The sequence below is a fragment of the Ensifer sp. Root558 genome (assembly GCF_001427045.1).
GTDB classification, from domain to species: domain Bacteria; phylum Pseudomonadota; class Alphaproteobacteria; order Rhizobiales; family Rhizobiaceae; genus Ensifer; species Ensifer adhaerens.
This window is the reverse complement of record NZ_LMGC01000035.1, coordinates 402,508-425,001: the sequence shown is the minus strand read 5'-3', so window position 1 is coordinate 425,001 and position 22,494 is coordinate 402,508. Positions and strand designations below refer to the sequence as shown.

Here is a 22,494-nt window from a genome sequence, read left to right as displayed (position 1 = left end):
CCGGGGCCGGCAGAAATCACGTCGAAGCGGTGAGTCGAAGCGGTGAACGGTCACGGGGAAAGTTCACCATTCCGGATCGCTGCGGGGCTGGAATGGACGCCACTGCCGTTCCGTTCCGCTCACGGTTTGAATTGTAACGATACTTATTGTCACTTCCCACTTGCCGCCAATCAGTGCAGTGGTTCATCACGTTGTTTGTTTGGTTGCTCCGCGACCAGCTTTGAGAGAACCGGCAGTATGAAGAAACCGAACCCTCTGACGCACTTCCCGCGGACGAACATTTTCCGTCCAGGCGATGTTTTCGTTCTGTTTGGTGAGCTGTTCGATCGGGGCTATGCCACCCATCTGGTCGACCAAGCCAAGAAGGCCGGCATGGAAATTGTCGGGATCACGGTTGGCAGACGAGACGAAGCCAATGTTCTGCGGCCACTGAACGACGAGGAACTTGCGGCGGCTGAAGCCCGGCTCGGAGGCAAGATCATCAACGTGCCGATCATGGCCGGTTTCGATCTTGACGCGCCTGAAGGCGAGCCCACTCCGACCGACCTTCTCGCGAAGATGACGCTCGAGACGTGGCAAGACGAGAAGCTCGACTGGTCGCACATCGAGAAATGCCGAAACGTCGGCGTCGAACGGTTCAAGAATGCCCTTTCTGAAGTCATGGGGATCCTCGATGGCATGATCGCTGATGGCAGGAATGTCTTCTTCGCGCACACCATGGCCGGTGGCATCCCGAAGGCCAAGGTGTTCATGGTCATCGCCAATCGCGTCTACAAGGGACGTGGCGCGCGCCACATGTCGTCGCAAACGCTGCTCGACAGCGATTTGGGCAAGCTCATTCTTCAGAATTTCGACGAGGTTTCGGCCAACACGTTCCGACACCTGATCGATCTGAGCACAGCCATCCGGGCGCGCATCGAAGCTTCCGGTGGCCAGGTTCGTTATTCGGCGTTTGGCTACCACGGTACGGGCATTCTCGTTGCTAACGAGTACCGCTGGCAGACCTATACCAATTACACGCAGGGCTACGCCAAGATGCGCCTGGAGCGCATCGCTGAGGAAGCCTGGAACAAGGGCATTAAGGCGACGGTCTACAATTGCCCTGAGATCCGCACCAATTCGTCCGACGTGTTCGCCGGCATCGAGCTGCCCCTCATTCCGCTTCTGCTCGCGCTGAAAAAAGAGGGCGGTGGCGAATGGGTCGCGCAGCAATGGCAGGCCTGCCAGGATTTGTTGGCAGATGGCTTCACTGTCGATGACGTCTTGCGGAAGATTTCCGATATGCAGACGAGCGAAGTGATGCGGCCGTTCTACGACTTTTCGTCCTGGCCAATGCCGAATAATCCGGGACAGTCCGACCTGACGATCGGTACATCGAGCGAAATCACGGCGATGCACCGGGACGGCAAGGCGCTGATCTCCGACCTCTTGAGCCGGCTGGTGGTCGAAGCAGTTGGGCAGCTCATCTTTGGTGAGAGCTCGGCGCCATCGGGCCCTGTCCTGTGGCTCAACCACGACATCGTCGCGCGCACGCTGATCGAGACGAAAGGGTCAGCCCGCAACGCTCTCGAAGCGGCCTAAGCGCGACGACGCAGGCGGCTACTGCCTGTCTCCTTGAGTCGCCTCCGATTGCGCGTCTGATCAGACGCGCACGCGAGGTCGATGACCGTGACGTCAAGCAGTCTTGGCGGTACTGGTCGTTAGTTGAACCAGACGACGCGTGACGATTGCACCCGCTCGGCCGACCTCTTGGGGTGGCCCTCGGCGTCCTCGGCAAACAGCGTCTTGCGTGCCAGCCAATCCATTTGCGCGAGCGCTTCGGCGATCGTGGTGTCGGCTGCGATCGTTTCTCTCTTAAATCTTGTAGCTCAAGAAGTTTGCCGGCGTAGGGCGCGCCGAGAGAGAGGATGTGCGCCTTTGTTTCAGTATCGTGATCGTTCGGATACAGGGTTTGGTTGAAAGTCGTGTCGTCGCCGGGTTGTCTGGGCGTTTGCCTGTGACTATGTGTGTGACAGCCAAGAAAGGATCAAACTCAATGCGTATTGCCACATTCTTGCTCGTACTCTCCGCGCTTGCCGGATGCTCCCAGACCGGCGGCGGTGCGACCAGTGTCAGACAGGATTACTATGGTGGCGACGGCGGTTTTTATGCGGGCGCGGTTGCACCGCGCTGAAGCCGCTCCGGCGGCGCTGTAACTGCACTGCCGACAGCGAACTCTGCAGGGGGTGGGCCGGCTCAGGCGATTTTGACAAGCATGAGGGGCCCATCGCCTGATCTTCGGCCGTAGTGGCGCCGAACGTCGCCAAGCCGCCACGAGAATGTTGGCTATGGACCCTCGTCGAGAAAGCTCTCCCAAGCCAACTCTCTGCCCTTCAGGTCCAAGCTCTGTCCGATTGTTCGGATTGCAAGGGCTTGCGCTTTGACAATGGCGCGGCCCGTAACGCCGTGATCTCCCCTGGAGCAACGTGCCGACCAACCGCTTTCATTCCCGACAGCCGGATGACGTCATCGCCCATTGCTCCGGAAAGCGTCCGTCTCAAGGACGCGATCATCATCGCCGATGCGTTGGGCCTCGACGTCAGGCGAAAGTGAGCGTCGAAGATGCCACCGTCCCAACATCGAGCTAGACGCTGGCGTCGGGTGTCTGTTGACAACCGACCAAGCGTCCCTGCTATTCGACGGGGGAGGGCTATTGTCGCGAGGAAGGTATGGAGCTTGATCTGAAGGTTTGCGCTTTGCCGCTCGGATGCCGGCTTCGACGCTTCCGCAGGCTCAGGCAGATCAAGCAGGAAACGTTGGCGGCGGATCTTGGCGTGTCGCAGGGTCTGCTATCGCGATGGGAAGCCGGCCAGCATGAGCCTTCAGCAAAGGCCCGGGCCCGGGTCGAGACGCTGCTCGAGCGGCATGAGAGCGTCGGGATAGACTTGACATTGCGTCGGCTCATCGAAACGGCGCCGTTTCCGGTTCACCTTGTTTGCGACGACACCCATGCGCTTTTGAGCGTCTCACCGGCCAGGCAAGCCCAGTGGCGGATCTCTGCCGCGTCCTTTTTCGGCGTCTCGCTATGGCGATACGCGACGGCGGAAATCATCGAGAGAGAGCTTCAACTGCAAGAACTTGGCTGGTTTGAAGAGGTCTGGTCGGGAGCCGTCCAGTTCACGACCGGCGGCAGCGACGACCCCGATATGCCGATCCCCCCGAGCATCATCCGATGGGAACGAATAGGCATTTCCGACGGGCGCGTCGGCCGCCTGGTAACCAGTATCGATCCCATCTGAGACGCGAATATTTCATTCGTTGTCCGAGCTGTTCTGCCCCTGCTAGCCTGCCATGACCGCCAGTTGCCCCGAAACCGCCTACCAAAAAATTCGGCGGGCAGGGCGTCTGCGCTCACATCCCATCGGTCACGATAGATCCGCCAAGAGCACTCCGGACAATGACAAATTCGCGTCGCGCCATCACGTTTTCACTTCTCATCATCTGTGCAACGCTATCGCTGGCAGGGACCGACCTCGTCTTGCCGGCCGTTCCGCAATTGCCTGAAATCTTCGGCACTGACCGGGCGACCGCGCAGCTGGTGCTTGCCGCCTATGTCGGCGGCGGCGGTCTCGGCCTGCTTCTTTATGGGCGCCTGGCGGACCACTTTTCGCGCAAGGCGCTGCTTTTCTCTTCGCTCGCCGGATTTGCAGCCGCCTCGCTCGCCTGTGCCTTCTCGCCAAATATCACGGCACTTATCGCGCTGAGGTTCGTTCAAGGCGTGGCGTCTGCGGCGGCTCCGGTCTTTGGCCCAGGGTTGATCCGGCAGCTGTTCAGCGACAAGGCGGCGGTGCGCGCCATCGGGTTTCTCGGCAGCGTGGAATCGCTGGTGCCGGCGCTTGCGCCGATCTTCGGCGTGCTGCTGCTTTCGCATTTCGGATGGCAATCGTCATTCGAGCTGCTGGGTGTTTTGACGATGCTCGCTGCGGTCCTCATACTCGTGCTTGGGCTGCCCCGTGAGGAAGAACCCTCCGACACGCTCGGTAGTTATGGGCAACTGCTCACGGATCGCGTCTTCATGCGATACGCGCTCAGCCAGGCCCTGACGCTCGGCGGACTGCTCACCTTCGTCTTCGGCGCGCCGACAGTCATCGTCGCGTCGATGGGCGGCTCTCTGAACGACTTCATCATCATGCAGGTCATCAACATTTCCGGGTTCATCATCGTCGCCAATCTGACCGCCCGGATTGCCGAACGTTTTGGCGCTGAAAACGTCATCCTGACCGGCACCGTCATGGCTGCCTTGAGTGCCCTTGCGCTGTTCGCCTACGGTCTCATGGGCGGTACCAACACGCTGATGTTGCCTCTATTGTTTACGCCCATGGCGATTGGCCTGGGTCTTCGCGGCCCCATTGGCTTCTATCGCGGCATTCTTGCTTCGGGTGCCAATAATGCGCGCGGATCGGCGCTGATCGTCTTTTTCATCTTCATGATCACCACGCTTGGAACCGTCATCGCCGCGCCAATCATCGCAGCCGGGCTCGCGGCGCTCGCGTTCGTCGCCTGTGCTATCCACCTCCTGTCGGTGGCCCTCCTGCTCCTGCTTCCGGCAATGCCGGAGCCAACGCGCGATGCTGCCGGCGTACCCACGCTGTAGGTATCCGAACCAGATGAGGATCCCTTGAACGGCTAAATCGACGAATCTCCAAAGACGTGCCGGTATACGCCGTAGCGCATGCCACTGATATCCACGTGTCGCTCAAGCGCGCCTCCAAGTTTTCTCGCGACCGCTTGGGAAGCCAAATTGTCATCAGTGATCAGGCTTATTGCCGTCCTCCAGCCAAGTTTGCTGGCTGCGAAGTCGAGAACGGCAAGCATCGCCTCGGTAGCATAGCCTTGCCCCTGGAACTGGGGGTAAATGCCCCATCCCAATTCAGGTTCAAGCTTGTCCAAAGGAAGCTGCGCTCCGCAGTAGCCCGCCATTTCACCTGTTTTACTATCCTCGACAACGAAAAAGCCAAAGTCGCGCAAGTGCCAATGACCGATGAACGACAACATCCTTCGCCAGGCATCCTCACGATTAATCGGACCCCCGACGAAGGCGGTGGTGACGGGGTCCCCCCAGAATCGAGCGAAGGCCTCAAAATTGTCCTCGCGCCATTGGCGCAATATCAGTCGTTCAGTTGCTATAGTTTGCACGATGTTCTTCTTTCAAAGGTAGCCATTCTTCCTTCCGCATCCGCCGGATACCATGCCGATCGCCGCGGCGACCGGCCCCGGATGAAAGCTGCAGTTCTGCCGGCATACTGGCGGGTTAAGAGAGTTCTGAGATCGGGTTTGCAGCGACTTGGAAACATGACAGTCACGGCGCGACGCGCTACATTGTCGTTGCAGTCCACGCCACAGGTCACGGTATCGGGAGAATTATTATGCAAACGCATAAGGTCGGATACTTGATTGGTAGTCTCGCCAAAGACTCCATAAATCGCAAGCTCGCCCGTGCACTGGTGAGGTTGGCTCCTGCACAGCTTGAAATGACAGAAATATCGTTCAGGGAGCTCCCGCTCTATAGCCATGACTATGATGCCGATTTTCCGCCGGTCGCGAGAGCTTTCAAAGAAGAGTTGGCTGGGGTCGACGCCATTCTCTTTGTAACCCCGGAATACAACCGTTCAATCCCGGGTGGCCTAAAAAACGCCATTGACTGGGCGAGTCGCCCCTACGGAAAGAACTCCTTCACACGCAAGCCTTCGGCTGTCATCGGGACATCGCCGGGCTCGATCGGAACCGCGGTAGCGCAACAAGGACTGCGCAGTGTTCTTAGCTTTTGCAATTCACCGCAGATGAACGCCCCAGAAGCCTACATTCAATTCACTCCGGGGCTGATTTCCGACGACGGAGAAGTGACGGTGCAAACGACCGAGCAGTTTCTCCGTGGCTACATGGAAGAGTTTGCAGCCTTCATTGCGCGCGTGCTCTCTGTCCTGCCTCGCAACGCTTGAACAAGCGGCTGCCACTCGCGTCTCCTCAAGCCGTATGCAAGGGCGTCGAACAACGCTCGAAGTGGCTCAGGCGTCCTCACGATGGGTTCTGCCATGGCCACATCGAGGCTGCGGTCGAAATCGATTCAACCAGCTATCGCGAGGAAGTGAATTTTGATCAATGCGTTAGATGGCATATTTGATACATCACATTCAGTTCCATAATTCAGATTATGCGATCTGAACCTGTAGCCGCAAAGTTAAAGTGTCCTGATCCTGCAAAGTTGGAATGTCACTCTCCCCGGGTTTTGATGACCTGGGAGATTGCGGATGGGATTGATTGCGATGAGCGAGCGCGATCTGCAGCGGATTGAGGTTTTGTCGAAGGTGATCGCCGGACGCATGACGTTGGTGTCGGCGGCACATGTGCTTGAGCTGAGCACCCGCCAGGTTCGCCGGTTGCTGGAGCGGATCAGCACTGGCGGTGCGGCGTCGATCCGGCACCAGGCGATCGGCCGGCCATCGAACAACCGGATCTGCGACGGCGTACGCGATTACGCCATGACGATCGTGCACGAGCGTTATGCCGACTTTGGTCCGACGCTGGCGGCCGAGAAGCTTGCGGAGCGTGATGGTCTGACGGTGTCGCGCGAGACCTTGCGCCAATGGATGTCGGAGGCCGGCTTGTGGCTGTCGCGCAAGCAGCGACGGACGTTCCATCAGCCGCGGCTGCGGCGCGAGGCCTACGGCGAGTTGGTTCAGATCGACGGTTCCGAGCATCGCTGGTTCGAAGATCGCGGCGATCCATGTTCATTGCTGGTGTTCATCGATGATGCGACCGGCAAGCTGATGCAGTTGCGGTTTGTGCGCTCGGAAAGTGCGTTCAGCTATTTCGAGGCGCTGGAACTCTATCTGAAGGCGCATGGTGCTCCCGTCGCCTTCTATTCCGACAAGCATTCGGTGTTCCGGGTTGCGAAGAAGGATGCCAAGGGCGGCCAAGGCATGACCCAGTTCGGGCGTGCACTTTGCGAGTTAAACATCGAGATTCTTTGCGCAAACTCGAGTCAAGCCAAGGGCCGGGTCGAGCGGATGAACCGGACGCTACAGGACCGGTTGATTAAGGATCTGCGTCTGGAGGGCGTCTGCGGCATGGACGACGGCAACGCTTTCCTGCCTCGGTTCATGGAGCGCTATAACCGCCAGTTTGCCATTACCCCTGCCCGATCTGATGATCTGCATCGGCCGCTGAACCTTGCCCCGGATCGGCTGCGCGACGTGCTATGCAAACGTGAGCAGCGTTATGTCGGTGCCCAGTTGACGTTTTCGTACGAGCGCCAGCGGATCATGCTGGAAGAGACCGAGGTGACGCGCGGGCTGGTCGGTCGCTATGTCGAGACCTACGCGCTTGCCGACGGCAGGCTGGATGTGCGTTGGAAGGGGCATTCCCTACCCTACCGGGTGTTCGACAAGGACCAGCGGGTGACGCATGCGGCGATCACCGAGAACAAGCGGCTCGGTGAACTCCTGACCTACATCAAGGAACGTCAGGAGCAGCAGACGAAGCCCGCCGTGAAGACGAACAGCGAGAAGAACGGCTACGTTCGACGCGCGCGCGGCCCGGGACGTCGGAAGGATTTCATGAACGATCCTGCGGTCATTGCCCGGCGGCGACAGGCGCTCTCTGACCTCGATGCGGCGGAATGACCGGCTGCTTCAACTGTCCAAGCTAAAGCCGATGGGTGCGTCTCATCCGCCCCCTCCCTTCCCTTGCAACCCGGTCCAGCCGGTTCGGTCGGGGGCTTGCCTCAGCGCCAACGGAGATGTCGAGTGTCGCATGTCTAAATGGCTGACGACGCGCCGCCCAAATTGACATTTTAACTTTGCGCCAAAGCGGACAGTTCAACTTGGCTGCCACANGAGATGTCGAGTGTCGCATGTCTAAATGGCTGACGACGCGCCGCCCAAATTGACATTTTAACTTTGCGCCAAAGCGGACAGTTCAACTTGGCTGCCACATTGCATGTGGTCGGGCGGGTTCAAGGATGACATGCGACCCTCTTTCCAACGTTTGCGCAAGGCGCGCGCTCGTCACTTGCAGCACGCCCCTGGCGCTCAAGCCGTCCCAAACGCGGCACGCTCTTCCATGTAGGCCAATGGATCAGGTTCGTCTTTCATCATCGATCGTTCCGGCATTCATCGGCGCGCTTCCATCGATACATTGCCTCCCGCTACCTTGGGTGGTGACATTCAGAGAAAAACGACGACCTGCCAAGCGGTCGGCAAACGTTAGCGTCGCGTCGCGTGGAGAAGCTCAACCGGGAACCTAACCCGGCTCAGCGCCTTTCCGCATAGCTGGCTCCATTGGGCGAGCCTGAATGGTTGGAAGGCTCCGCAAAGCTGAGGTCGCGCATGCCAGCGGGCACTCGGCATTCCCCTACCCGCATTAGGTGCAATCATCGCCTTGACAAAAAAATCTGTCAAGGCGATGATTGCACCATGCTCGATCTCGATGTCATAGACGCGCCGGCCGCCGCCGCACTTGCCCTGGAGCCGATCAAGGCCCGTTTGCTGGCGGAACTTGCCGCGCCCGCATCGGCTGCCGCGCTGGCTGTGCGGGTGGGGCTGACGCGCCAGAAGGTCAACTACCATCTGCGTGCGCTCGAAGAGCACAAACTGATAGAACCGGCAGAGCAACGCCGCTGGGGCGGGTTGACCGAGCGCCTGATGGTCGCAACCGCCACGTCCTATGTAGTTTCGCCGGCGGCGCTGGGGCCGATTGCTGCCGACCCCGGGCGGAGCAGCGATCGCCTGTCTGCGAGCTATCTGGTCGCACTGGCGGCTCGCATGGTCCGTGAGGTCGGCGGACTGCTGCGCAGCGCCCGTACGCAGGACAAGCGCCTGGCGACGCTGTCGATCGACACCGTGATCAACTTTCGTTCGCCTGCGGAGCGCGCCGCCTTTACCGCCGATCTCGCCCAGGCGGTGAGCGCGCTCGCCGCGCGCTACCACGACGAAGGCGCGCCGGACGCCCGGCCGCACCGGCTCATCATCGCCTCCTACCCTGCGCCGAGCGACGAGAGCGCAGCCAAGGGCGAACCCGACGACACCAACTCCTGAAAGGATATCCCATGCCGATCAAGAAGGATGGCAGCGGAAAGCGCTGGGTTGAAATGGAACTGATCTTGCCCGGCTCGCCCGAAGAGGTCTGGCAGGCGATCGCAACCGGCAGCGGCAACAATGCCTGGTTCACCAAGACGGAAATCGATGAGCGGGTCGGAGGCAAGATCGCCTTCGACTTCGGTCCGAACGGCAGCTCGACCGGCGAGGTGACGCATTGGGAGCCGCCTGCCCGCTTTGCCTATGTGGAACGCGAGTGGAGCGAGGGCGCGCCGCCGGTCGCAACCGAAATCACCGTCACGGCGCGTTCCGGCGATCGCTGCGTGCTGCGCATGGTGCATTCGCTGTTCACAGCGAATGACGACTGGGACGACCAGTTGGAAGGCTTCGAGGGCGGATGGCCGGCGTTCTTCGAGATCCTGAAGATCTATCTCGTACATTTCGCCGGCGAGAAGGCGGTCAGCAGCTTCGCCATGGTTTCAACCGGGGAACCGCAGGCAAGAGTCTGGGAACGCCTGACCGAAGCGCTGGGACTTCTCGGCGCCAATGTCGGCGAGGAGCGCAGCACGCCACCACGGCCCGAACGCCTTGCCGGCATCGTCGAACGGGTACAGCAGGACACCAAGCAACGCTATCTGCTGCTGCGCCTGAAGGAACCCGGCGCCGGCATCGCGCTCTTCGGAAGCTACTCGACCGGCGAAGGCACCAATGCCAGCATCGCGCTCTATCACTATGGAGACGGTGCCAAGGCGCGCGCGAAAGACAGCGAGCCGAAATGGCAGGAATGGATGGCGACAACGTTCAACTAGATCGCCGCCGCCAGTCTGAGCACGCCATTACGCGGACATCACCAACTTATGATATCTGAGATCTGGCTTTCATATCACCAGACAACAAATTGAATTAACACGATTTACATAGACAGATCTGAGCCATTATCTGAAGCTGTCACCAAAGCTCCTGTTTCCAAAAGCCGCGACTGTCCTATGGTCTTTCATTGCGGCTATGGAGATCGACGATGTTCAGGAGCTTTGCGATTGCCCTCGGTATGGTGGCACAACTGGCAGCCGCGACTGCCGCTTGTGCGGAGGAACCCGTCGATACGGCGCGAACGATCATACGGGAACAGATCACTGCCTTTCTGCAGGATGATGCCGAGACCGCCTACTCCTTCGCTTCACCCGCGATCCGCAGCAAGTTTCCCGACAAGGCAAGCTTCTTCGAGATGGTGAAGCGCGGCTACCAGCCCGTCTACCGGCCCGGCAACTTTGCTTTTGGTCGATCGAAGGTGGTTGGCGACCAGGTGCTGCAGGAAGTTCTGATCTCGGCGCCAGACGGCAAGGACTGGACCGCAGTTTACGAACTCGTGAAACAGCCGGATGGCAGCTACAAGATCAACGGCGTGATGATTTTGCAGTCGGCGTCGGGACCGGCCATCTGAGACACCGGTCCGCTGGCGGCCATCAGACCGGGGGAAGGTCCCCTCGCCGCCAGGTTTCCTGCGTTTCGGCCATGAAATCAGCGAAGCGACCTTCTTCGATCGCCAGGCGAATTCCGGCCATCAGTTCCTGATAGTAGGCCAGATTGTTCCAGCTGAGCAGCATGCCGCCGAGCGATTCGTTCGAGCGGATCAGATGGTGCAGATAGGCACGCGAATAGTCGCGCGTCGCAGGGCAAGAGGATTGCTCGTCGAGCGGACGCATGTCTTCGGCGTGGCGGGCATTGCGCAGGTTGATGCGGCCGTGGCGCGTGAACGCGAGGCCGTGGCGTCCCGAGCGAGTCGGCATCACGCAGTCGAACATGTCGATGCCCTCGGCGACCGACCGCAGGATGTCGTCTGGCGTGCCGACGCCCATCAGGTAACGGGGCTTGTCCACCGGCATGATCGGGCAGGTAATGTCGAGCATGCGCAGCATCACCTCCTGCGGCTCGCCGACGGCGAGACCGCCCACCGCATAGCCCTTGAGATCGAGGCCCTTCAGTGCTTCAGCCGAGCGTTCGCGCAGCTTCGGGATATCGCCGCCCTGCACGATGCCGAACATCGCCTTGCCCGGCTGGTCGCCGAAGGCGACCTTGCAGCGCTCGGCCCAACGCAGCGACATTTCCATCGCGCGCTCGATTTCCTTTGGCTCGGCCGGCAGCGCCACGCATTCGTCGAGCTGCATCTGGATGTCGCTGTCGAGCAAGCCTTGAATCTCGATCGAGCGCTCCGGCGACATATGGAAGAGCGCGCCATCGACGTGGCTCTTGAAGGTGACGCCCTGCTCGTCGAGCTTGCGAAGGCCCGCCAGCGACATGACCTGGAAGCCGCCCGAATCCGTCAGGATCGGGCCCTGCCAGCGGATCAGGCCATGCAGACCGCCGAGCCGCGCAACGCGTTCGGCGCCTGGGCGCAGCATCAGGTGGTAGGTATTGCCGAGAATGATGTCGGCGCCAAGATCCTTCACCTGGTCGAGATACATCGCCTTGACCGTGCCGACGGTACCGACGGGCATGAAGGCCGGTGTGCGGATGGTGCCGCGCGGCATGGACACTTCGCCGCGACGGGCCTTGCCGTCGGTCTTGTGTAGCTTGAACTGGAAGGTCTCGGTCATTTAGTCTTTCCGGAAAAGCAGGCTGGCGTCGCCATAGGAATAGAAGCGGTAGCCGGTTTCGATCGCATGCGCGTAGGCCGCGCGCATCGTGTCCAGGCCGCTGAAGGCCGAAACCAGCATGAACAGCGTTGATTTCGGCAGATGGAAATTGGTCATCAGCATGTCCACCGCGCGGAAGCGGTAGCCGGGCGTGATGAAGATACCCGTCGGACCGGACCAGGACTTGACCGTGCCGTCTTCCGAGGTGGCGCTTTCGATCAACCGCAGCGAGGTCGTGCCGACGCAGACGATGCGCCCGCCCCTCGCCTTGACGGCGTTCAGCCTCTCGGCGGTCCGGGCATCGACGTGGCCGATCTCCTGGTGCATCACGTGGTCGTCGGTATCATCAGCCTTGACCGGCAGGAACGTGCCCGCACCCACATGCAACGTCACGAAGTGGCGCTCGATGCCGGCCTCGTCGAGCTTGGCGAAAAGACGGTCGGTGAAATGCAGACCGGCGGTCGGCGCCGCAACGGCGCCCTCCTCTCGGGCATACATGGTCTGGTAGTCGGCGCGGTCCTGCGCATCCTCGGCGCGCTTGGAGGCGATGTAAGGCGGCAAGGGAATGTGGCCGACCGCCATGATCGCCTCGTCAAGCGAGGGACCCGAGAGATCGAAGCGCAGCGTCACTTCGCCGGCATCGCCCTTTTCCTCGACGGTCGCGTCGAGCGTTCCGAGAAAGCAGCTTGAGCCACCGTGGCCGAAGGCAATGCGGTCGCCGACCTTGAGGCGTCGTGCCGGGCGGGCGAAAGCCTTCCAGCGGTCGGGTGCGACCCGCATATGCAGCGTCAGCGAAACTTGCGTCGCGATCTCCTCGCCGCGGCGGCGGATGCCTTCGAGCTGCGCCGGGATCACCTTGGTGTCGTTGAAGACAAGCGCGTCGCCTTCCCTCAGGAACGACGGCAGGTCGAGCACGCCCCTGTCCGCAAGAACGTCGGCGCCATCGGGGCGCACCACGAGCATACGGGCGCTGTCGCGCGGGCTTGCGGGCCGAAGCGCAATCGAAGTTTCCGGGAGGTCGAAGTCGAACAGCTCTACGCGCATTGTTATCTTCAGACAAAAGCAAACCCGCCCCGGCGCAGTTGGCGACCGGGGCGGGTTCGTGCATTAGCGCAAATCAGGCGTCTGCGGCAACCCGCATCGTGACGATCGTATCGGGATCGCGCACCGGCTCGCCGCGCTTGATCTTGTCGATGTTGTCCATGCCTTCGATGACCTGGCCCCAGACAGAGTACTGCTTGTTGAGCCACGGCGCGTCGGTGAAGCAGATGAAGAACTGCGAGTTGGCCGAGTTCGGCATCTGGCTACGGGCCATCGAGCACGTGCCGCGAACGTGGCTGACGTTCGAGAATTCGGCCTTCAGGTCCGGCTTTGAGGACCCGCCCATGCCGGCGCGGGCCGGGTTGAAGTGCTCGCCGCCGGTCTTGCCGTACTGCACGTCGCCGGTCTGGGCCATGAAGTCCTCGATCACGCGGTGGAATACCACGCCGTCATAGGCGCCTTCGCGGGCCAGTTCCTTGATGCGAGCGACATGCCCCGGAGCGACGTCGGGCAGAAGCTCGATGACGACTTTGCCCTTGGTGGTCTCCAGGATGATCGTGTTTTCCGGATCCTTGATCTCGGCCATGGGTTTTCTCCTTCTGTTGATTTTACTTGCCGACCTTGACGCTGATCATGCGGTCGGGATCGGTGACGGAGCCGTTGTTGGCGTCGTCGCCGAGCTTGATCTTGTCGACATTCTCCATGCCGGAGACGACCTTGCCGACGACCGTGTACTGGCCGTTGAGGAAGTCGCCCGGGGCGAACATGATGAAGAACTGCGAATTCGCGCTGTTCGGGTCCTGCGAGCGGGCCATGCCGACCGTGCCGCGTTCAAACGGGACGTCGGAGAACTCTGCCGGGACGTCCGGACGCGACGAACCGCCGGTGCCGGCAGCCTGCGGCTGGTAGCCGTTTTCCATGTCGCCATACTGCACGTCGCCGGTCTGCGCCATGAAGCCCTTGATCACGCGATGGAAAGCGACGTTGTCGTATTCACCGGCCGCGGCCAGCGCCTTGATCTGCTCGACATGCTTCGGCGCGATGTCAGGCCTGAGTTCGACGACGACCGGACCATCCTTGAGCGTGATGGTGATGAAGTTGTCGGCCGCTTGCGCAAGCGCCGTGCCCGTGAAGGAGGCAAGCGCGATGGCGCCGGCAAATGCGAGGTGGAGGATTTTCATGGTTTCTCCCTGCGTGGTGAATTTGGGGCCGCCCGTCAGGTACGGCGTTTGGCCTGCAGTGCTTCGTAGACGGACTTGGGCACGAAGGCACTGACGTCGCCGCCCATGGCCGCGATCTGGCGGACCAATGTGGCCGTAATGGGCCGTGATGCCGTGCCCGCCGGCAAGAACAAGGTCTGGATATCCGGCGCCATCTGCCGGTTCATCCCGGCCATCTGCATCTCGTAGTCGAGGTCGGTGCCATCGCGAAGGCCGCGCACAAGCAGCTTTGCGCCGCGCTCTCGCGCCGCGTCGACGACCAGATTGTCGAAGGAAACGACATCGATGTCGCCTGCCCTGTCCGGCAGAAATTCGTGGAGCGAGCGGCGGATGAGCTCGGCGCGTTCGTCGAAGGAGAAGAGAGGTGCTTTGCCGGGGTGGATGCCGATCGCGACAATGACTTTCGCCGCCACGTTCAGCGCCTGCACGAGCACATCGAGATGCCCGTTCGTCATCGGATCGAAGGAGCCGGGATAAAATGCCGTGGTCATCGCACCTGTTTCCGTTTGGTGAAGCCTTTTGTCACGGACGGCGACAGATCGCAAGAGTTGTACGGCGGTTGACCCTGTTCCCTGGGAAACAGCGGGACAGAAAGAATGAATGCTAGATGAATGCCATGTTCAACGGTGCTTCACAGCAAAGACGTTAAGTGTAGTGCCAGTAACAACGGAACTTTTTTGAACGTACTGCCGTTTAGGATGCGAAAGGATTACGGCTATGGGACTTGCTCTGTTTTCGATGGCGATGTTTTTCGCGATGATCTTTGCGACGATACATGGACTGCGCAACGAGTCCCGTGACCGGCGCGACCGCTACGCGACACAGAAAATCTTCCGTTGATGGAGGGCACTATGGCCACCCTATTCATGATCGCGGCAGCGGTCATCAGTCTCGTATTCTTGATCGACTTTGCCCGGACGATACGCGACCTCCAGCGCGATCGCCAGGGTTCGGAACGGCTCGACGGCTTTAACGTCTAGCAGTTCCAAAGCTTCGTAAAACGAAGCGTGGTAGTAAGCGGCCGTCGTTCCCTTCCCCTGAGGCGACCGCCATTGTAAGCCGGACGGCATCCCCTGCCCGTCCGGCTTTTTCTTTGCTCTTCTTCGCCCCAAGTCAGGCGCCCTTGGCGGCAGCCTTCGCCGTTATCTCGCCGAGCATCCGGAAGAAGCGCCAGTTCAACAGCACCGCGGCGGCTGCAAGCCCGAGGACGAAGCCGAACCACACGCCGATCCCGCCGAAATTGAAGGGAAAGGCAAAGAGCCAGGCGCAGACGAAGCCGATCGGCCAATAAGAAACCATCGCCAGCAGCATCGGCACCTTGGTGTCCTTCAGGCCGCGCAGCATGCCGGCGGCGATCGCCTGCATGCCATCGACGAGCTGAAACGCACCGGCAATGACAATGAGCGGAGCCGCGAAGGCAAGCACCGCCGCAGCGTCCGGACGGGCTGTGTCGAGATAAAGGGCAGCCAGTTGGCTGGGGAAGAATGCGAAGATGGCGCTGCCGACAATGGCAAAGCCGGCGCCGAGCACCAGCGAAGCGATCGCCGCGCGCCGAACGCCCAGGAGGTCACCGCGGCCATAGGCAAGCCCGACCCGCACCGTGGCGGCCTGCGCAAGCCCGAGCGGGATCATGAAGGCCATCGAGGCGAATTGCAGCGCGATGCCGTGCGCCGCAAGCTCGACCGTGCCGATCGTGCCCATCAGCAGCGAGGCGACGGTGAACAGGCTGACCTCGGCAAGGATCGTCAGCGAAATCGGAATTCCGAGAAAAACGACTTCGCGGAAGGCGACCCAGTCGGGCCGCCAGAAGCGGACGAAGAGTTCGTACTGGTTGAGCTCCGGCTTGCTCTTGATATAGCCGATCGTCAACGCCGCGCCGAGCACGGCAACGCCAAGCGCTGCGACCGCCGCACCGAAGATTCCGAGTTTCGGGAAGCCGAAGTGGCCGAAGATCAGCACGTAGCAGAGCGCGGCATTGAGCACGAGCGTCGCCAGCGTGACATAGAGAATGATCCCTGCCCTCTCCAGGCCACTTAGGAAGGCCCTCAGCACCATGAAGATGAGACCGGGGAAGATCGCCCATTGCGCGATGCGGACATATTCTCCTGCAAGGGCTGCGACCTTGGGCTGTTGGCCGGCAAATAGCAGGATCGGCTCGGCCATCCAGAGGATCGGCGCGGTCAACAGGCCGTAGAGCATCACCACCCACATGCCCATGCGCACCGAGCGGCGCACCGAAACCTTGTCGCCACGGCCGACGGCCTGTGCTGCCATCGGCACCACCGCATTGGCAAATCCGTTGCCGAAAACATAGACGGTGAAATACATCTGGGTCGCGAGGATGATCGCCGCGAGCTCGGTGGCGCCGAGCTTACCGACCATCAGGACGTCCGTCGTGTTGATCGCGAGCTGCGCAAGCTGCGCACCGATGAACGGCACGCCCAGATAGAAGCTCGCGCGATAGTGCGTCCGCCAGGAATTGTCGGTCGTCAACGGTATCGGGCTCGCATTCGCGGTCAGCATGGCAGATTCCTGGCAGTCAATGCGGCTCCGGGCCGCAACCGAAGATCGGGGGGGAGGAATCCGGAAATAGAATACCGTCGGGCAAAGAGCCAGACGCAAGGGCGAGGTTGCTCAAAGTTTCATCGATAGATCACGAAAATTGATCAATTTCCGTGCAATCGTGGCCGCTCCATCGCCTCTGGCTCGTCCGGCGCTACGGCGTCGGCCGGCCCGGCATTCTCCGCGCCTTCCGGTCCGACCGCCCTGCTTCTCGGTATCTTCAGGAAGAACACGATAAGCGCGCCGACGAGGAAGGAACTGGCGAGTGCATAGGGCGCGCCGGCAAAGGCGACGGGCGCGGCAGGGCTGGTGAAATAACCGAAGGCCTGGGTGAAGATCAACGGACCGATGATCGTGGTGATGCTGCCGATGCTGGTCAGCGCGCCCTGAAGCTCGCCTTGTGCCGACGACGGCACGTGGGCCGCGGCGATACTGCGCAGCGGCGGATCGGCGAGGCTTTCGAGCGCGGTCGCGATGATCACCGCATAGATCATCCACCCCTGCCAGGCGCCGGCATAGCCGATGGCTCCGAGCGTGGTGAAGGTCAGGCCGAGCACGGCCGTGCGCCACTCCCCAAGCCGCGGCACCACACGCGGCAGGATGACGGCCATGACGAAGGCACCGCCGATACCGAAGATCCCGAGCGAAAGTCCGATCTGCCCCTCGCTCCAGCCGTAGCGGTAGCTGGAAACGAAGGACCAGACGGCCGGATAGACCGAATGGGCAAGCCAAAAGAGAAAGAACACCAGCCCCACCCAGCCGATGCCGGGGTAATTGCACATCTGCTTGAGGGCGCCGAGCGGGTTGGCGCGTTTCCACTCGAACCGGCGGCGGTTGGCGCTGTCGAGTGTCTCGGGCAGCAGGAATACGCCAAGGATAAAGTTGACGAAGGACAGCGCTGCCGCGCCGTAGAACGGGACCCGCGGGCCGAGTTCGCCAAGCAGACCGCCAAGCACCGGCCCGAGCGCGAAGCCGGTACCAAAGGCAATGCCGATCAGCCCGAAATTCTTGGCTCGGTTCCCGTCATGACTGATGTCGGCGATGTAGGCCGATGCCGTGCCGAAGCTGGCGCCGCTGACGCCGGCGAGTACACGACCGATGAACAGCATCCAGTAGCTGGTGGCGAGCGCGCAGATCAGGTTGTCGAGCGCGAAAGTGAAGACGGATGCGAGCAGCACCGGTCGGCGGCCGAATCGATCGCTGAGATTGCCGATCAGCGGCGCAAAGAGAAACTGCATCGCCGCATAGACGAGCAGCAGCCATCCACCATCGATCGCCGCCTCGCTGACATTGGCGCCGGTCAATTCCTCGAGATAGGCCGGCAGCACCGGCACGATGATTGCGATGCCAATGATATCGAGAAACAGGATGAGGAAGACGAGGAACAGGCCGCGTCGCACAAATTTCTCGTCGCGCATGCGATCCCTCCCCGGCGGCCTGCCCCGGGAAAAGAGACAGAACGTGAACAACGCTACCAATTTAGGTGTAACGGATCATTTCGCACGAAACAATCCGTGAACGTCCCAAATTTTCTGATGGGACTATCGCAATGGTTGATAGGTCGGGCCGCTTACAGCCCATGCCTCAGCGGTGGTCCCGCCGCTGTTCGCGCTTCAGGAAGTCCACGAAGGCACGCAACGCCGCTGGCATATGCTTGCGGCTTGCATAATAGAGAAGCGGACCGGAGAAGCTCGTCGTCCACGCCTCAAGGATGAGCACCAGACGCCCTGCGGCGACCGCGGGCGCGATGAATTCCTCGAAGGTCCGGATCACGCCAAGGCCGTCGATGGCCGCCCCGAGTTCGAGATCGATCGTGTTGGCGGTGACGACGGCTGGCGGCGCGATCGTCAGCGCCGCCTCGCCCTCGCCGAACTCCCAGGGAAGCGAGAAGCCGCTGGCGAAGCGGTGGCGAATGCAGGCGTGTTCAAGCAGGTCGCGCGGATGGCCGGGCACGCCGCGCCTTTCGAGATAATCCGGCGCCGCGGCTGTGACATAACGCTGGCGGCTCGGCCCGATCGGGATCGCGATCATGTCGCGCTCGACGCGTTCCTCGTAGCGGACGCCCGCATCGAAACCGGCAGCGAGGACATCGACGAAACCGTCCTCCGCCGTCACCTCCAGGGAAATTGCCGGGTGCTCGCGCAAGAACCGGCCGATGATCGGTGGTAGAATTTCGCGCGCGACGATGGTCGGAACGTTCAGTTTTAGCGTTCCCGCCGGACTGTCGCGCATCTCGTTGACCTGATCGAGCGCACCGGCGATCTCGCCGAGGGCCGGCGTCAGCCGATCGAGCAGCCGCGTGCCCGCCTCCGTCAGGGTGACGCTGCGGGTCGTGCGGTTGAGCAGGCGCACCTGCAGCTTCGCTTCAAGGCGGCGGAGCGCCTCGCTCAGCGCCGACGCGGAAACGCCGCGCTTCTTCGCAGCCGCGCGGAAGCTCCGCGCCGCGGCCACTGCGGTGAAGGCATCGAGATCAGCAAGCGGCAAGTCGTCCATTGTGCGGAATTTCGTACAAGTCGTTCGATTGAGATCGGATTATCGCACGGCATCGGACGAAGTAAACAGGAGACCGAGCAAACGGCCGGCTGGTTTTCGGCCTTGTCGAAGGAGAACGAAGATGGATTACGTTTCACTCGGAAAGTCCGGTCCCTCGGTTTCGGCGCTCGGCCTCGGTTGCATGGGCATGTCCGGCATGTACGGCCCTGCGGACCGGGCCGAAAGCATCGCCACGATCCATGCAGCGCTGGAAGCCGGCATCACGCTGCTCGACACCGGCGATTTCTACGGCATGGGTCACAACGAGATGCTGATCGGCGAAGCGTTGAAGGGCGGAAGGCGCGACAGGGCGCTGCTGAGCGTGAAGTTCGGCGCCCTGCGCGATGCCGCCGGCAACTGGTTGGGCTACGATTGCCGGCCCAAGGCCGTTCGCAATTTTCTCGCCTACACGCTGCAGAGGCTCGGCGTCGACCATATCGACATCTATCGTCCCGCCCGGCTCGACCCGGATGTGCCGATCGAGGACACCATTGGCGCAATTGCCGATCTGGTGAAGGCGGGTTACGTCAGGCATGTCGGCCTCTCGGAAGTCGGATCAGAAACCATCCGGCGTGCGGCGGCCGTGCATCCGATCGTCGACCTGCAGATCGAGTATTCGCTGATTTCGCGCGGCATCGAGGATGAGATCCTGCCGACCTGCCGCGAACTCGGTATCGGCATCACCGCCTACGGCGTCCTTTCACGCGGGCTGATCAGCGGCCATTGGCAGAAAGGCGCGGCCGGCAAGGGCGATTTCCGCGCCATGAGCCCGCGGTTTCAGGAAGGCAACATCGATCGAAACCTCGCCCTCGTCGAGGCTTTGAGACGAATCGCCGAAGGCAAGGGCGTGTCGGTGGCACAGATCGCGATCGCTTGGGTTGCGGCCAAGGGCAAGGACATCGTACCGCTCGTCGGCGCGCGGCGGCGCGATCGACTGGCAGAGGCCCTGTCGTCGCGCGACGTCCATCTCAGCGCAGACGATCTGGCGGTGATCGAACAGTCAGTGCCGAAGAATGCGGCAGCCGGCGCGCGGTATCCAGAAGCCCAGCTCGCCCACATGGATAGCGAGCGCTAAGCCACAAACGAAAGGGCCGGCAGACAAGCCGGCCCTTTCGAATGATTCTGGTTCAAAGAAATCAGGCCGCGCCCGAGAAAGTATCACAGGCCGTCATCTTGCCGCTGTCGAAGCCGCGCTTGAACCAGCGCATGCGCTGCTCGGAGGTCCCGTGATTGAAGCTCTCGGGAACGACATAGCCCTGCATGCGCTTCTGCAGCGTATCATCGCCGATCTGGGTGGCCGCGTTCAGCGCCTCTTCAAGGTCGCCCTGTTCGAGCAGGCCCTTCTGCTGGGTATACTTGCCCCAGACACCGGCGAAGCAATCGGCCTGCAGTTCGACGCGCACCGACATCTGGTTGGCTTCGGTCTCGCTCATCGACTGGCGCATCTGGTTGAACTTCGGCAGAACGCCGATCAGGTTCTGGACATGATGGCCGACCTCATGCGCGACGACATAGGCCTGGGCGAAATCGCCGGCCGCATCGAACTTCTGCGCGAGTTCGTCGAAGAAGCTCATGTCAAGATAGACCTTGCGGTCGCCCGGGCAATAGAACGGCCCGGAGGCAGCCGAAGCAAAGCCGCAGGCGGAACGCACCTGGCCACGGAAAAGCACCATCTTCGGCTCTTCATACTGCTGGCCGTTTGCCTGGAAAATGCCGTTCCAGGTGTCTTCAGTCTCGGCGAGCACCGTCGCCATGAACTGCTTCATTTCCTCTTCCTGGGCGGATCCGCGCGGTGCCGGCGAACCATCGCTCTGCTCGAAGCCCGGCATCTGCACCTGGCCGCCGCCGCCTTCCAGCACCTGCAGCATGTCGATGCCCATGGCCTTGAGGATGAAATAGAGCACGACGAGGAAGATAATCGTACCGAAGCTCATACCGCCTCCGGCGCGCCGCATGCCGCCGCCACCGCCTGGCATGCGAAAACCGCCCCCGCGCCCAAACGGGTTGCCGCCACCGGGGCTCGCGCCGCGCTGGTCTTCGATATTGTCGGATTGGCGGCGGCCCTTCCATTCCATGATCTGTCCTCCCCGGCCTCTGAAAGGCGTTGTCGGTCTGCTCTTTTATAAGACGGCCCTAACGTCGTTGTAAAACGCAATCGCGCCCCGTAAGTTCGCGATCTCACCAATCTTTTTGACAAGGCGACCACTTCGCCAAGGCGCTGCCGGCAGCCGGGCCGCCGGCCCGACCGGCCGCCCTCTCTTGAACAGCCGCGCTCGCCTTGACGCAAACCTGCTTTGCGGCTCCTATGCCCATGCGGACAGGGCGAGGAGGCAGGGCGATGAAGGCATTGCGGCTCAAAGGTATCGGTCAGCTGCGGGTCGCAGAAGTGCCAAAGCCCCTACCCGGCCCGGACGATCTGCTGGTGCGGGTCGAAGCCTGCGGCATCTGCGGCACGGACCGGCATCTGCTGCACGGCGAATTCCCCTCGACCCCGCCGGTGACGCTCGGCCACGAATTCTGCGGCATCGTCGAGGCGGTGGGAAGCAGGGTCTCCGATATCGCAATCGGCGCGAGAATCACCGGCGACCCCAACATCGCTTGCGGTACCTGTCCGCAATGTACCGCCGGGCGCATCAATCTCTGCCGCAATCTCCGGGCGATCGGCATCCATCGTGACGGTGGTTTTGCCGAGTACGTGGTTATGCCCCGCAAGCAGGCCCATGACATACCACTGAGCCTCGCCCCCGTTCATGGCGCCTTCTGCGAGCCGCTCGCCTGCTGCCTGCATGGCGTGGATATGGCGGGCATTCGCGCCGGCTCCTCCGTCGTCGTCCTTGGCGGCGGTGTGATCGGCCTACTGGTCGTGCAGCTCGTCCGCCTCGCCGGCGCAACGACGGTCATTCTTTCCACACGACAGGCGGCAAAGCGCCGCCTTGCCGAAGAGGTCGGCGCAACGGCGACGGTCGATCCTTCCTCTACCGATATCATCGAACAGATCGCCGGTGACACCGGGCTCGTTCCCGGCGGGGTCGATGTCGTCATCGAATGCGCCGGCGTTGCCGAAACCGTCATGCAGTCGACTCGCCTTGCCAGGTCCGGTGGCACCGTCGTGATCCTCGGCGTCATGCCGAAGGGCGAGACCGTGGAAATCGAACCGTTCGACATTCTCTTTCGCGAACTGCGGGTGCTCGGATCCTTCATCAACCCCTTCGTCCACCGCCGTGCAGCAGACCTCGTCGCCTCAGGCGCCATCGAGATCGACAAGCTGATTTCGCGGCGGGTGACGCTCGGCGAAGCAGCCAACGTCATTGCGCATCCGCCGGCGGCCGGAGAGGTCAAGGTTCTCGTCATCCCCGGCCGCCCCTGACATTTCCGGCGCTGTTTCGCCGTGCGCGAAGCGCTCTGCATGGCCGGAGGTGCGCAAATATGGCT

Annotated in this window: 22 protein-coding genes; 12 read left to right on the top strand and 10 right to left on the bottom strand. The window is 61.6% G+C overall.

Annotation, left to right across the window (positions count from 1 at the left end):
- The first annotated feature begins 237 nt into the window (after positions 1 to 237).
- The 4 genes from ASD63_RS28455 (at position 238) to ASD63_RS28445 (ending at position 4,633) form a co-directional block, all read left to right on the top strand.
- Positions 238 to 1,581, top strand: coding sequence for a hypothetical protein (locus ASD63_RS28455; protein ID WP_051659348.1), 1,344 nt, complete (start codon positions 238 to 240; stop codon positions 1,579 to 1,581).
- Between the two features lie 454 nt (positions 1,582 to 2,035).
- Entirely contained in the window at positions 2,036 to 2,173 is a 138-nt protein-coding gene (locus tag ASD63_RS35800; RefSeq protein WP_167550732.1) for a hypothetical protein, read from the top strand.
- 535 nt (positions 2,174 to 2,708) lie between these two features.
- Positions 2,709 to 3,278 carry a helix-turn-helix transcriptional regulator gene (locus ASD63_RS28450; protein WP_060517886.1) on the top strand — a complete coding sequence of 190 codons (570 nt, stop codon included), beginning with the start codon at positions 2,709 to 2,711 and terminating at the stop codon, positions 3,276 to 3,278.
- 158 nt (positions 3,279 to 3,436) lie between these two features.
- The gene (locus ASD63_RS28445; protein ID WP_034796380.1) at positions 3,437 to 4,633 is read left to right on the top strand and encodes an MFS transporter; all 1,197 of its coding nucleotides are present in this window, start codon (positions 3,437 to 3,439) and stop codon (positions 4,631 to 4,633) included.
- A gap of 32 nt (positions 4,634 to 4,665) precedes the next feature.
- On the opposite strand, the gene ASD63_RS28440 is transcribed toward ASD63_RS28445, so the two are convergent.
- Positions 4,666 to 5,175, bottom strand: coding sequence for a GNAT family N-acetyltransferase (locus tag ASD63_RS28440; protein WP_060530107.1), 510 nt, complete (start codon positions 5,173 to 5,175; stop codon positions 4,666 to 4,668).
- A 230-nt stretch (positions 5,176 to 5,405) separates the two neighbouring features.
- Here ASD63_RS28440 and ASD63_RS28435 point away from each other — a divergent pair, with 230 nt between their 5' ends.
- From ASD63_RS28435 to ASD63_RS28415, 5 genes are all read left to right on the top strand, one after another.
- A complete protein-coding gene (locus ASD63_RS28435) occupies positions 5,406 to 5,978 on the top strand; it encodes an NADPH-dependent FMN reductase (protein ID WP_060530106.1) in 573 nt (190 codons plus the stop codon).
- Positions 5,979 to 6,287: 309 nt separating this feature from the next.
- Complete coding sequence (locus tag ASD63_RS28430) at positions 6,288 to 7,661, top strand: ISNCY family transposase (RefSeq protein ID WP_034805396.1); 1,374 nt, start codon at positions 6,288 to 6,290, stop codon at positions 7,659 to 7,661.
- Positions 7,662 to 8,453: 792 nt separating this feature from the next.
- Entirely contained in the window at positions 8,454 to 9,074 is a 621-nt protein-coding gene (locus ASD63_RS28425) for a helix-turn-helix domain-containing protein (RefSeq protein ID WP_034791373.1), read from the top strand.
- A gap of 11 nt (positions 9,075 to 9,085) precedes the next feature.
- Positions 9,086 to 9,883, top strand: coding sequence for an SRPBCC domain-containing protein (locus tag ASD63_RS28420; RefSeq protein ID WP_034791371.1), 798 nt, complete (start codon positions 9,086 to 9,088; stop codon positions 9,881 to 9,883).
- Between the two features lie 209 nt (positions 9,884 to 10,092).
- Complete coding sequence (locus tag ASD63_RS28415; protein ID WP_034791369.1) at positions 10,093 to 10,515, top strand: DUF4864 domain-containing protein; 423 nt, start codon at positions 10,093 to 10,095, stop codon at positions 10,513 to 10,515.
- A gap of 22 nt (positions 10,516 to 10,537) precedes the next feature.
- On the opposite strand, the gene tgt is transcribed toward ASD63_RS28415, so the two are convergent.
- The 5 genes from tgt to coaD all read right to left on the bottom strand — a co-directional run bounded on the left by tgt (position 10,538) and on the right by coaD (position 14,459).
- Positions 10,538 to 11,668 carry a tRNA guanosine(34) transglycosylase Tgt gene (gene tgt, locus ASD63_RS28410; protein ID WP_034791366.1) on the bottom strand — a complete coding sequence of 377 codons (1,131 nt, stop codon included), beginning with the start codon at positions 11,666 to 11,668 and terminating at the stop codon, positions 10,538 to 10,540.
- Positions 11,669 to 12,751 carry a tRNA preQ1(34) S-adenosylmethionine ribosyltransferase-isomerase QueA gene (gene queA, locus ASD63_RS28405; protein ID WP_034791364.1) on the bottom strand — a complete coding sequence of 361 codons (1,083 nt, stop codon included), beginning with the start codon at positions 12,749 to 12,751 and terminating at the stop codon, positions 11,669 to 11,671.
- A 73-nt stretch (positions 12,752 to 12,824) separates the two neighbouring features.
- Entirely contained in the window at positions 12,825 to 13,334 is a 510-nt protein-coding gene (locus ASD63_RS28400) for a peptidylprolyl isomerase (protein ID WP_034791362.1), read from the bottom strand.
- Between the two features lie 22 nt (positions 13,335 to 13,356).
- The gene (locus ASD63_RS28395) at positions 13,357 to 13,929 is read right to left on the bottom strand and encodes a peptidylprolyl isomerase (RefSeq protein WP_034791360.1); all 573 of its coding nucleotides are present in this window, start codon (positions 13,927 to 13,929) and stop codon (positions 13,357 to 13,359) included.
- A gap of 35 nt (positions 13,930 to 13,964) precedes the next feature.
- Positions 13,965 to 14,459, bottom strand: a complete 495-nt coding sequence (gene coaD / locus ASD63_RS28390; protein ID WP_034791358.1) for a pantetheine-phosphate adenylyltransferase — start codon at positions 14,457 to 14,459, stop codon at positions 13,965 to 13,967.
- Between the two features lie 360 nt (positions 14,460 to 14,819).
- On the opposite strand from coaD, the gene ASD63_RS36680 reads away from it, so the two are divergent.
- On the top strand, positions 14,820 to 14,948 hold the full coding sequence (locus ASD63_RS36680; protein WP_255380878.1) for a hypothetical protein: 129 nt from the start codon (positions 14,820 to 14,822) through the stop codon (positions 14,946 to 14,948).
- Between the two features lie 133 nt (positions 14,949 to 15,081).
- Here ASD63_RS36680 and ASD63_RS28385 read toward each other — a convergent pair whose 3' ends face one another.
- From ASD63_RS28385 to ASD63_RS28375, 3 genes are all read right to left on the bottom strand, one after another.
- A complete protein-coding gene (locus ASD63_RS28385) occupies positions 15,082 to 16,491 on the bottom strand; it encodes an MATE family efflux transporter (RefSeq protein WP_034791355.1) in 1,410 nt (469 codons plus the stop codon).
- Between the two features lie 143 nt (positions 16,492 to 16,634).
- Complete coding sequence (locus tag ASD63_RS28380; RefSeq protein ID WP_082573008.1) at positions 16,635 to 17,948, bottom strand: TCR/Tet family MFS transporter; 1,314 nt, start codon at positions 17,946 to 17,948, stop codon at positions 16,635 to 16,637.
- 166 nt (positions 17,949 to 18,114) lie between these two features.
- Complete coding sequence (locus ASD63_RS28375; RefSeq protein ID WP_034791353.1) at positions 18,115 to 19,023, bottom strand: LysR family transcriptional regulator; 909 nt, start codon at positions 19,021 to 19,023, stop codon at positions 18,115 to 18,117.
- A gap of 121 nt (positions 19,024 to 19,144) precedes the next feature.
- On the opposite strand from ASD63_RS28375, the gene ASD63_RS28370 reads away from it, so the two are divergent.
- Positions 19,145 to 20,137: an aldo/keto reductase gene (locus tag ASD63_RS28370; protein WP_034791351.1), complete on the top strand. Its 993-nt coding sequence runs from the start codon at positions 19,145 to 19,147 to the stop codon at positions 20,135 to 20,137.
- A gap of 61 nt (positions 20,138 to 20,198) precedes the next feature.
- Here ASD63_RS28370 and ASD63_RS28365 read toward each other — a convergent pair whose 3' ends face one another.
- The gene (locus ASD63_RS28365; RefSeq protein ID WP_034791344.1) at positions 20,199 to 21,137 is read right to left on the bottom strand and encodes a neutral zinc metallopeptidase; all 939 of its coding nucleotides are present in this window, start codon (positions 21,135 to 21,137) and stop codon (positions 20,199 to 20,201) included.
- A 263-nt stretch (positions 21,138 to 21,400) separates the two neighbouring features.
- On the opposite strand from ASD63_RS28365, the gene ASD63_RS28360 reads away from it, so the two are divergent.
- The gene (locus tag ASD63_RS28360) at positions 21,401 to 22,429 is read left to right on the top strand and encodes a zinc-dependent alcohol dehydrogenase family protein (RefSeq protein WP_034791309.1); all 1,029 of its coding nucleotides are present in this window, start codon (positions 21,401 to 21,403) and stop codon (positions 22,427 to 22,429) included.
- Positions 22,430 to 22,494 lie beyond the last annotated feature (65 nt).